This window comes from Enterobacter sp. IF2SW-B1 (assembly GCF_001743375.1).
Taxonomy (GTDB): Bacteria; Pseudomonadota; Gammaproteobacteria; order Enterobacterales; family Enterobacteriaceae; genus Enterobacter; species Enterobacter bugandensis.
The window spans coordinates 163,078-173,426 of the sequence record NZ_MJAA01000010.1 but is presented as its reverse complement, the minus strand read 5'-3'; the positions used below and the strand labels follow the sequence as shown (position 1 = coordinate 173,426).

The following is a 10,349-nucleotide window of genomic DNA, read 5'->3' as shown; positions in this document are numbered from 1 at the left end:
TTGTTTACCTCACTGGATTGTTACCGGTAAGGCCCGCCTTACCGGCGGGAAAATGGCGAACGTTATCCCACCTGAATTCGACAGGTGATAATAATGATTGATTCGAATAGCACAAAGTGTGTTTTCATCGACATTCAAGTTAACAGGGTATGGATGAAAAACCAGCATTTTTTCACTTATACGCTTAATGTCCGCTGTTCGCTCAGAGCGGACTAAACGCACATGCTTCAAGGCAAAGTAAACGAGCCTTCCATGACAATAACGCTTTTCCCTCCCACCCTGACGGATGGTGTTTCTGACGTGCCATCGTAGCCTGAAAACAATATGCTGGCCCGTCCCATATCTACGCCCTGGCTTACACAGAGCGAAAGTTCTTTTTCATTGCGAAGCTGTGCCAACAGGGCAGTAACTGCCGCTGTCGCACTACCTGTTGCTGGATCTTCGGTCATTCGTGGCGTAAACATACGGGCCTGCAAATCACACTGGTTTTCAGGATCAGTTTCCAGCGTATAGGCATAAACAGAAACCGCACCGTCTAGTGGCAGAATGGCCCGGAAACCCTGCAAATTCGGGACACAACTGCGAAGCGCGTTCCGCGTTGCGAGCTCTACAATCAAAAATGGTAAGCCAACTGAGGCAACGAGAGGCATATGTATTTCTGTACGTATATCACTAGTTTCCAGAGACAGGCAGGTGGCCACTTTTTCTGGATTGACCTCGGAGTAGCAGGATAATGCTTCTGGCACCAGAAGCTCTGCTCCTGTGACCATTTTATTTTCTCTAATAATTCTGACTGGCACCAGCCCGGCACCCTCTTCAAAAAGTAACGTTTCAGGCAGCGATATGCCATTGAGTTCAGCCTGGTTTGCCAGGACAAAAGCCGTCCCCACATTGGGATGACCGGCGAAAGGTATTTCACGCGATGGGGTAAAAATCCGTACCCGGGCTGTATTTGATAAATCTTCGGGTGGTAAGACGAAGGTCGTTTCACTGTAGCCAAATTCTAAGGCGAGCAGTTGCATTTGCTCAGTAGTCAGTCCCTTGGCATCCAGAACGACTGCAACCGGGTTGCCGCAAAAAGGTTTATCAGTAAACACATCTGCAATCACATAACGTCTTCTCACCACGACCTCTAATTCCATGTTTTAAAATGAATTCATATTCACGCTTTTAGTTGTTTTCAACATACGTTCACAGGAATGCATAAGCCAATGGTATTTTCCAGAATGAAAAACTTTCATCAAAGGTGAAACACCACAACTTTGGCAGCCATCTTTAAGATTAATAGAATAAGCGCTAACTTCCGCATTTCGCTCTTAACGGACATTCAACAAACTACTCTGTACTTTGAGTAAGGCCAAAGTCCTGCTTTTTACCCCAGCAGAACCCCGGCCACCCATCACCCGCCTCAGTGCGCCGTTATATAAGGCTCCTTCACAAACTCCGCCAGCAGCCAGACCATATCATGCAACAGCCCGGTGAGTTCTTTCGCCACGCTCGCAGGCAACGTCCCGCCCATCACCGCCAGCGTTAACGCCACGGCATAATCCACCTGTAGCGCCGTTTCTTGCCAGCATTCCGGCACGCAGGAGGCGATCTTTTCCCCGGCAATGAGCCGTTCCACCAGATACGGTGGAAGTTCTGAGTCACAGCACTCGCGCAGCCGTTTCAGCGCAGCCAGCAGTCGCTCGCATAGCGTGGCAAAGGTCACTGCGTCGTCATTTTCCACCAGTACGCTGACATACGCGGTACAGGCATCGACCAGTTCAAAAAGATCCGCAGAATCGGAAATTGAAGCGTTGATGAGGTGATGAACAGCGCTTTCTTCAGAGAGCGCGTAAGAAAATCCTGGGGTAGTAGCCATTTAGCATCCTCTTTGTCTAAAAAAACGTCATGTTATGCTAACGGGTTCCTACGCCCGGTTACGGATGTGCCGCAACGCAGGCACTTTACGACCGCGGAGAAGGGATGAAAAGGGATAACCCTGAATTACATAAGGTTGCTTGCAGGTTTGCGAGGCGGCTTCCAGAACGGCATTTCCGGGCACCGCCGCACCATTAATCCTCGCTCATCATCGCCAGAAACCGCTTCACCGTCCGCGAACGTTCGAAGCGCCGCCAGCAGAGCGCGATATCGGTATAAAGCTCCGGCGAGCGCAGCGCGTGGTAGGTGACATTCGGTGGTGAAATGGCCGCCATGGATTTCGGCACCAGCGCGAACCCGCCGCCGGCGGAGACCATGCTCAGGGAAGAGGAAAGCTGCGACGACTGCAGCGCGCGCTGCACGTTTATTCCGGCTCGCTCGCAGCAGCCGTAAACCCGGTCATACAGCCCCGGCGCGACTTCCTGCGGGAACAACACCACCGGCGTATCCCGAAGTTCCTCCAGCGCCAGATCGCCGCACGTCGCCAGGGGATGATCGCGATGCAGCGCCACCACCATTGGCTCCCGGTCGAGGATTTTTAATTCGAATACCTTGCTGCTTTCGCACGGCAGGCGCACAAAGGCGATATCCAGCTCACCCTCCGCCAGCATCGTGGTCAGCGACGACATGTTGGCTTCCACCTGGTGAACCTGCACTGCCATGTTCTGCACCTGAAACTGGCGAATCAGGGTAAAGATTTTGGGATGAAAAGCGTCAGAGCTGGTGATGCCAATCGACAGGTTGCCGTTCAGCCCGCGCGCGATGCCGCGGGCTTTCTCCAGCGCGGCATCGCTCAGCGCCAGGATCTTGCAGGCGTCCTCGTAGAAGGCTTCTCCCGCTTCGGTCAGCTCCACGCCCCGCGTCAGGCGCCTGAACAGCGGCGTGCCCACTTCCTCTTCGAGCCGTTTGATCTGCTGACTCAGAGGAGGCTGTGAAATACCCAGCGCTTCGGCCGCCCTGGTGAAGTGTCGCTCGCGTGCAACCGCGACAAAATACCGCAGATAACGAAGTTCCATATCTAAAACGTCTCAAACCAGCATGGTTTCTATATTGGAACTCTCTGCTGAATCGGGTCAACATTTATTTAACCTTTCTAAATAAAGTTGAAGAGGACGAGCATGATGGTGCATTCATCTGCCTGCGACTGTGAAGCCAGTCTGTGCGAGACCCTGCGCGGGTTCTCCGCCCAGCATCCTGACAGCGTGATCTATCAGACATCGCTAATGAGCGCCCTGCTAAGCGGCGTGTATGAAGGAGAGACCACCATCGCCGATCTGCTGGCGCACGGCGACTTTGGTCTTGGCACATTCAACGAGCTGGATGGCGAAATGATTGCCTTCAGCAGCCAGGTCTACCAGCTGCGCGCCGACGGCAGCGCCCGGGCCGCGAAGCCGGAGCAGAAAACGCCGTTCGCGGTCATGACCTGGTTCCAGCCGCAGTACCGTATCACCTTCAATGCGCCGGTCAGCCGCCAGCAGATCCACGACGCGATCGACAAGCAGATCCCCTCTGATAACCTGTTCTGCGCGTTGCGCATTGACGGCAATTTCCGCCACGCCCACACCCGCACGGTACCGCGCCAGAAGCCGCCGTACCGCGCGATGACCGACGTGCTGGACGACCAGCCGGTGTTCCGCTTTAACCAGCGTGAAGGGGTGCTGGTCGGGTTCCGCACCCCGCAGCATATGCAGGGCATCAACGTGGCGGGCTACCACGAACATTTCATTACCGACGACCGTCAGGGCGGGGGGCATCTGCTCGACTACCAGCTGGAGAGCGGCGTGCTCACCTTCGGTGAAATTCACAAGCTGATGATCGACCTGCCCGCCGACAGCGCTTTTTTACAGGCCAACCTTCACCCCAGCAATCTGGATGCGGCGATCCGTGCCGTCGAAAACTAACAGGAGAACTACCGTGAACAGTGAGAAACAGTCACGTCAGTGGGCGCACGGCGCCGATTTGGTTGTCGGCCAGCTGGAAGCGCAGGGCGTGAAGCAGGTGTTCGGGATCCCGGGCGCAAAAATCGACAAGGTCTTTGACTCCCTGCTGGACTCCTCCATCGAGATCATTCCCGTACGCCACGAGGCCAACGCGGCGTTTATGGCGGCGGCAGTGGGGCGGTTGACCGGCAAAGCCGGGGTGGCACTGGTCACCTCCGGACCGGGCTGTTCGAACCTGATCACCGGTATTGCCACCGCCAACAGCGAAGGCGACCCGGTGGTCGCGCTGGGCGGGGCGGTGAAGCGGGCAGATAAAGCGAAGCTGGTGCATCAGAGCATGGACACCGTCGCGATGTTCAGCCCGGTGACGAAATACGCCGTAGAAGTGAACTCCCCGGACGCGATTGCCGAGGTGGTGTCCAACGCGTTTCGCGCCGCCGAGCACGGCAGGCCGGGCGGGGCGTTCGTCAGCCTGCCGCAGGATATTGTCGACCAGCCCACCACGGGGGCGATTTTGCCCGCCAGCGGTCCCGCGCTGATGGGGCCGGCACCGGAATCCGCCATTAACGACGTGGCGAAGCTTATTGAAAAGGCCAAAAACCCGGTCATCTTACTCGGCCTGATGGCCAGCCAGCCCGCCAACAGCGCCGCGCTGCGCAAGCTGCTGGAGAAAAGCCGTATCCCGGTCACCAGCACCTACCAGGCCGCCGGGGCGGTCAATCAGGAGCACTTCACCCGCTTTGCCGGACGCGTCGGCCTGTTTAACAACCAGGCGGGCGACCGGCTGCTGCATCTGGCGGATCTGATTATCTGCATCGGCTACAGCCCGGTGGAGTACGAGCCTTCTATGTGGAACAGCGGCGACGCCACGCTGGTGCACATTGACGTGCTGCCCGCCTATGAGGAGCGCAAGTATGTTCCCGATCTGGAGCTGGTGGGGGATATCGCCGCCACGCTGAACCTGCTCGCCAGCCGCATTGAGCACAAGCTTGAACTGAGCCAGCGCGCCTCGGAAATTCTGGTTGATCGCCAGCATCAGCGGGACCTCCTCGACCGCCGTGGCGCATCGCTTAACCAGTTTGCCCTGCATCCGCTGCGCATCGTGCGCGCCATGCAGGACATCGTGAATAACGACGTGACGCTTACCGTCGATATGGGCAGCTTCCACATCTGGATCGCCCGCTACCTCTACAGCTTCCGCGCGCGTCAGGTAATGATCTCCAACGGTCAGCAGACCATGGGCGTGGCGCTCCCGTGGGCGATTGGCGCGTGGCTGGTCAACCCGGGCCGCAAGGTGGTGTCGGTTTCCGGGGACGGCGGCTTCCTGCAGTCGAGCATGGAGCTGGAAACCGCCGTGCGCCTCAACGCCAACGTGCTGCACATCATCTGGGTGGATAACGCCTACAACATGGTTGCCATTCAGGAAGAGAAAAAATACCAGCGTCTTTCCGGCGTCGAGTTCGGCCCGGTCGACTTCAAAGCCTATGCCGACGCGTTCGGCGCAAAAGGTTTTGCCGTCGAGAGTGCCGACGCGCTCGAACCGACGCTGCGTGCCGCAATGGATGTCGATGGCCCGGCCGTGGTGGCCATTCCCGTCGACTACAGCGATAACCCGCTGCTGATGGGCCAGCTCCATCTCAGCCAGATTTTGTGAATCAACATAAGGACAGAGAAATGCAAAAAGTGGCTCTCGTAACCGGCTCAGGCCAGGGGATTGGCAAAGCGATCGCGCTTCGTCTGGTGAAGGATGGTTTTGCCGTCGCTATCGCCGATTACAACGAAGAGACGGCGAAAGCGGTTGCCGATGAAATCATCCGCAGCGGCGGGAAGGCCGTCGCCGTGAAGGTGGACGTCTCTGACCGCGAGCAGGTGTTTGCGGCGGTGGAGAAAGCCCGCACCGAACTGGGCGGCTTCAACGTTATCGTCAATAACGCCGGGGTCGCGCCGTCCACGCCGATCGAATCCATCACGCCGGAGATTGTCGACAAGGTCTACAACATCAACGTGAAAGGGGTGATCTGGGGCATTCAGGCCGCGATTGACGCGTTCCGCAAAGAGGGACACGGCGGCAAAATCATCAACGCCTGCTCACAGGCGGGGCATACCGGCAACCCGGAGCTGGCCGTCTACAGTTCCAGTAAATTTGCGGTGCGCGGCTTAACCCAGACCGCCGCACGGGATCTTGCTCCGCTGGGGATCACCGTTAACGCCTACTGCCCGGGCATCGTTAAAACGCCGATGTGGGCGGAGATCGACCGTCAGGTCTCCGAGGCGGCGGGTAAACCGCTCGGCTACGGGACCGAGACCTTTGCCAAACGCATTACGCTTGGCCGCCTGTCCGAACCGGAAGATGTTGCCGCCTGCGTTTCATATCTTGCCGGGCCAGACTCTGACTATATGACCGGCCAGTCTCTGCTCATCGATGGTGGGATGGTGTTCAACTAAATTCTAATAAGCTCTGACATGAGTTTTCCCCTGCCTCCGCGCAGGGGCTTTTTTTTGTCTCCTCCGCCATTGTGCATTACACTGCGCGCTGCAAAACTTTAGTCATTACGATCTGACAGGCGGTAACAGCGATGAACGGTACAATCACAACGTGGTTTAAAGATAAAGGCTTCGGATTTATCAAAGATGAAAACGGCGACAACCGCTATTTTCATGTGATTAAGGTCGCGAACCCCGATCTGATTAAAAAAGACGCTGCGGTGACCTTCGAGCCAACCACCAACACCAAAGGCCTCTCCGCCTACGCAGTGAAGGTGATCCCCGAAAGTAAGCACCTCTATATTGCAGGCGAGCGCGTGAAGCTCACCTCGATCAAATCCTTCGTGGTATTCAGCGAGGAAGAGCCCGTTGAGACCAAAATCGACAAAGAGAACGCGGTGCTGTCGGTGGGTCTGCTGATGAACAGCATCAAACCAAAATCCGACAAGAAGCCGGGCGAAATGCGCACGGTGAAGAAGCTGGCGATCACCACCTTCCAGAACACGACGATGATCTTTACCGAAGATGAAATCGACATCGACGCGACGGTGAAGCTGCTGAAGTGATGGTTTGCCGGGTGGCGGCGATGCCTTACCCGGCCTGCAAAACTTAACCCATTCTGTGCTCGCCCCGTAACATCGCCTCACGGTCAAACACCTTCTGAATCGCCCCGTGCGCCATAAACGCTGCCCGGTCGGACATATGGGCAATCACGTCCGCGTCGTGGCTCACCAGCAGATAGGTCATCTCATGCTCGGCCTTCAGGCGGTTAAGCAGGTTCAGGATTTCCGCCTGCACCGACATATCCAGCGCCGAGGTCGGTTCATCCAGCAGCAGAAGCTGCGGGCGCAGCAGCAGCGCCCGGGCAATGGCAACGCGCTGGCGCTGGCCGCCGGAAAGCTGGTGCGGGTAGCGCCTGCCCGCCTCGGCGGAAAGCCCCACCTGCTGCAGCGCATCCGCCACCTTTTCCGCAACCTGCGTTTCACCGTGGAGGCTTAACGGCTCCGACAGGGTGCGCGCAATGGTGTGGTTTGGATGCAGCGACGCCCACGGATCCTGAAACACCATCTGCACGTTGCGGCGAAGATTGCCTTCAAAGCGGCGCCCTGGCGTTAACGTTTCTCCCAGCAGCGCAATACTGCCGCGCCACTCGCGCTGTAGCCCTGCCAGCACGCGCAGAAGGGTTGATTTGCCGCAGCCGGATTCGCCAATCAGGCTGAACGTCTCGCCTCTCTCTATGCTAAAGCTGGCGGCAGAGACCGCCGTTTTTTCCCCGAAGGTGACCTGCACCTGGTTAACCTCAACGAGCGCCATCGCTGGCCTCCTTCCACAGCTGCGAACGATCGAGCGTCGGCAGCATCTGTCCATAAGTATGGGCGTCTGGACGACAGGTCCACAGGGTGCGCGTGTACGGATGCGTCGCCTGCGGAAGCTGGCTTGCCGCCATCTCATCGACCTTTTCACCCTGATACATCACCAGCACGCGGTCGCAGTGCTCCGCCACCAGCGGCAGATCGTGGCTGATTAACAGCATCGCCATCTGGCGTTCTTCGCACTGCTGTACCAGCAGCTCGAGGATCTGGTTGCGCAGGCGGGCGTCCAGCGCGGAGGTCGGTTCGTCGGCAATCAGCACCTGCGGATTGTTGATCAGCGCAATCGCAATCATCACCCGCTGGCCCATGCCCCCGGAAAGCTCGCCGGGATAGCGTGACAGCACGTTCTCGTTCAGCCCGACGGCGCGGATGATGTCGTGAATGCGCGCCGCACGCTCCGGGCGCGTCAGGCGCTGATGCAGCGTGAGCGCCTCATCAAGCTGGGCGGCGACGCTTTTCACGGGGTTTAGGGCGTAGCGCGGGTCCTGCAGGACCATCGCAATCCCGTTGCCGCGCAGCGCCTGCCAGCGGCGGGCGTTCAGGGTCAGCAGATCGTTGCCAAGCACGTTAAGCCGGTTCGCGCTCACGATACCGGGTTTACGCACCAGACCCATCAGGGCGCGGGCGGACATCGACTTACCGGAGCCGGATTCTCCCACCAGCGCCAGCCGCTCGTTGCCAAGCCGAAAGCTCAGGTTGTTGACCACGCGCGCGGCGGGGTAGTCGATATTCAGCGCATCGACGATAACGCGGTGTTCAGTCATGCTGTGGCTCCAGTACGTCGCGCAGGCCATCGCCCAGCAGGTTAAACGCCAGGCTGGCAAACAGGATGGCGCCGCCCGGAATGGCGGCAATCCACCACTGGTCGAAAATCACCTGCATGCCGTCGGCAATCATCGCCCCCCATTCGGCCATGGGCGGACGCGCGCCAAGGCCGAGGAAGCCGAGACCGGCGGCGGCCAGAATAATCCCCGCCAGATCCAGCGCCAGCCGCACAATCGCGGACGGCAGGCACAGGGGCAGAATATGGCCGACCAGCAGGCGCAGGCCGCGGATCCCCATCATCTCCGCGGCGGCCAGATAATCGCTGTGGCGCAGACGCTGAATCTCGCTCCGCGCCTGACGCGCGTAGGCGGGCCAGGTGGTTAAGGCCAGCGCCAGCGCGCCGTTGACCAGCCCCGGGCCAAGCATCGCCACAAACGCGAAGGCGAGGATCAGGCGCGGCATCGACATCACCACGTCGGTAAAGCGCATCAGGATACGCTCCACCCAGCCGCCGTAGTAGCCGGACAAAATGCCCACCAGCAGCCCGGCGGGCAGGGTAATGACCGTCACCAGGGCCACCAGCCCGAGCGCCGGACGGGTGCCGTAAATCAGGCGCGAGAGCAGATCGCGCCCGTAGCTGTCGGTGCCCAGCCAGTGCCGGGCGCCAGGTGCCTCCAGGCGCGCGGCAGCGTCCTGCCAGTTCGGATCTACCGGCGCCAGCCAGGGCGCGAACAGGGCAATAAACACCAGCAGCGCGAGGCCAGTCAGTCCGCAAACGGCGGCAGGGGAGCGGCGCAGGCGGCGTAAGAAGAGATAAAACGGCATCAGCGCACCCTGGGATCGGTCGCCCGCACAAGCAGGTCGGTAAGGTTATTGATCAGCACAAAGCAGACGCCAATCAGCAGCGTACCGCCCATGACCGCGGTCGTGTCTCCGGCGAACAGGGCGGTGGTGAGATAGCGTCCAATGCCCGGCCACGAGAACACGGTTTCGGTTAATACCGCACCTTCCAGCATGCTGGTATAGGCCAGGGCGATCACCGTTAGCAGGGTGCTGCGAATGTTCGGCAGCACGTGGCGCAGCAGAATGGCCATCTCCCCGGCGCCCTTGGCGCGGGCAAGCAGGATGTACTCCTTGTTCATTTCGCTGAGGCAGGCGGAGCGGGTCAGGCGGGTAATGCTTGCCAGCGAGTAATAGGCCAGCAGCAGCACCGGCAGCACCAGGTGGCTGATGGCGTTGCGGAATGCCTCGCGATCGCCGGAAAGCCAGGTGTCTATCAGCGCAAAGCCGGTGCGCGGCTCGACGGTGAACTGCCAGATATCGTCCAGCCTGCCGGGGCCCACGCTCCACTGCAGCTTTGCGTAGAACAGGGCCAGCATCAGCAGGCCAAGCCAGAAAATCGGCACTGAGTTGCCGAGCAGGGTAAGCGTTCTGATCGCGACATCGAGCGGCGAACCGGCGTAGCGGGCGCACAGCACTCCGGCCGTCACGCCGAGCACGGACCCAATGATTAGCGCCAACGTCGCCAGCTCCAGTGTAGCGGGGAAGGCGTGCAGCAGATCCTGCAGCACCGGCTGCCCGGTGGCGCTGGCGGTGCCTAAATCACCGTGGGCGAGATTTTGCAGATAGTGCCAGAACTGCACGGGTAGGGGACGATCCAGCCCGAGCTGGTGGCGAACCTGATCGTACGTTGACTGGCTGGCGTGATCCCCGACGATCTGCAGCACGCGATCGACCGGGGAAAACGCCGAAAGCGCAAACGTGACGAGCAGCAGCCCGAAGAGCGTCAGCAGCAGGGTCAGCAGACCCTGAAGCACGCGGGTGGAAAGATGTGGCATGGGAAATCTCTTCATGCCGGGTGCGG

Annotated in this window: 11 protein-coding genes; 4 read left to right on the top strand and 7 right to left on the bottom strand. The window is 59.2% G+C overall.

Translation table 11 applies throughout. The annotated features are described in order from the left end of the window. Window positions 1–227 precede the first annotated feature (227 nt). The 3 genes from A6013_RS19675 to A6013_RS19665 all read right to left on the bottom strand — a co-directional run bounded on the left by A6013_RS19675 (window position 228) and on the right by A6013_RS19665 (window position 2,939). A complete protein-coding gene (locus tag A6013_RS19675; protein ID WP_047367772.1) occupies window positions 228–1,124 on the bottom strand; it encodes a PhzF family phenazine biosynthesis protein in 897 nt (298 codons plus the stop codon). A 284-nt stretch (window positions 1,125–1,408) separates the two neighbouring features. Next, window positions 1,409–1,864, bottom strand: coding sequence for a hypothetical protein (locus tag A6013_RS19670; RefSeq protein ID WP_047367676.1), 456 nt, complete (start codon window positions 1,862–1,864; stop codon window positions 1,409–1,411). A gap of 193 nt (window positions 1,865–2,057) precedes the next feature. Further along, window positions 2,058–2,939: a LysR family transcriptional regulator gene (locus A6013_RS19665; protein WP_069733623.1), complete on the bottom strand. Its 882-nt coding sequence runs from the start codon at window positions 2,937–2,939 to the stop codon at window positions 2,058–2,060. Between the two features lie 105 nt (window positions 2,940–3,044). Between A6013_RS19665 and budA the strand changes: the two genes are divergently transcribed. From budA to A6013_RS19645, 4 genes are all read left to right on the top strand, one after another. Further along, the gene (budA, locus tag A6013_RS19660; RefSeq protein ID WP_102863686.1) at window positions 3,045–3,824 is read left to right on the top strand and encodes an acetolactate decarboxylase; all 780 of its coding nucleotides are present in this window, start codon (window positions 3,045–3,047) and stop codon (window positions 3,822–3,824) included. Between the two features lie 13 nt (window positions 3,825–3,837). Further along, a complete protein-coding gene (alsS, locus tag A6013_RS19655; protein ID WP_063438267.1) occupies window positions 3,838–5,517 on the top strand; it encodes an acetolactate synthase AlsS in 1,680 nt (559 codons plus the stop codon). A gap of 20 nt (window positions 5,518–5,537) precedes the next feature. After that, window positions 5,538–6,308, top strand: coding sequence for a (S)-acetoin forming diacetyl reductase (locus A6013_RS19650; RefSeq protein WP_041910982.1), 771 nt, complete (start codon window positions 5,538–5,540; stop codon window positions 6,306–6,308). Window positions 6,309–6,439: 131 nt separating this feature from the next. Beyond that, entirely contained in the window at window positions 6,440–6,913 is a 474-nt protein-coding gene (locus A6013_RS19645) for a cold-shock protein (RefSeq protein WP_045260739.1), read from the top strand. A gap of 43 nt (window positions 6,914–6,956) precedes the next feature. Here A6013_RS19645 and A6013_RS19640 read toward each other — a convergent pair whose 3' ends face one another. From A6013_RS19640 to A6013_RS19625, 4 genes are read right to left on the bottom strand one after another with little or no spacing between them, the layout of a single operon-like run. Then, a complete protein-coding gene (locus A6013_RS19640; protein WP_048998940.1) occupies window positions 6,957–7,661 on the bottom strand; it encodes an ABC transporter ATP-binding protein in 705 nt (234 codons plus the stop codon). Next, window positions 7,648–8,484 (bottom strand): ABC transporter ATP-binding protein, encoded by an 837-nt coding sequence (locus tag A6013_RS19635; RefSeq protein WP_069733621.1) that lies wholly within the window; start codon window positions 8,482–8,484, stop codon window positions 7,648–7,650. Before A6013_RS19635 ends, A6013_RS19640 begins: the two co-directional genes overlap by 14 nt. Then, window positions 8,477–9,310 (bottom strand): ABC transporter permease, encoded by an 834-nt coding sequence (locus tag A6013_RS19630; protein WP_063438265.1) that lies wholly within the window; start codon window positions 9,308–9,310, stop codon window positions 8,477–8,479. The genes A6013_RS19635 and A6013_RS19630 overlap by 8 nt, the downstream gene beginning before the upstream one ends. Further along, window positions 9,310–10,323 (bottom strand): ABC transporter permease, encoded by a 1,014-nt coding sequence (locus A6013_RS19625; RefSeq protein ID WP_048961395.1) that lies wholly within the window; start codon window positions 10,321–10,323, stop codon window positions 9,310–9,312. The genes A6013_RS19630 and A6013_RS19625 overlap by 1 nt, the downstream gene beginning before the upstream one ends. Window positions 10,324–10,349 lie beyond the last annotated feature (26 nt).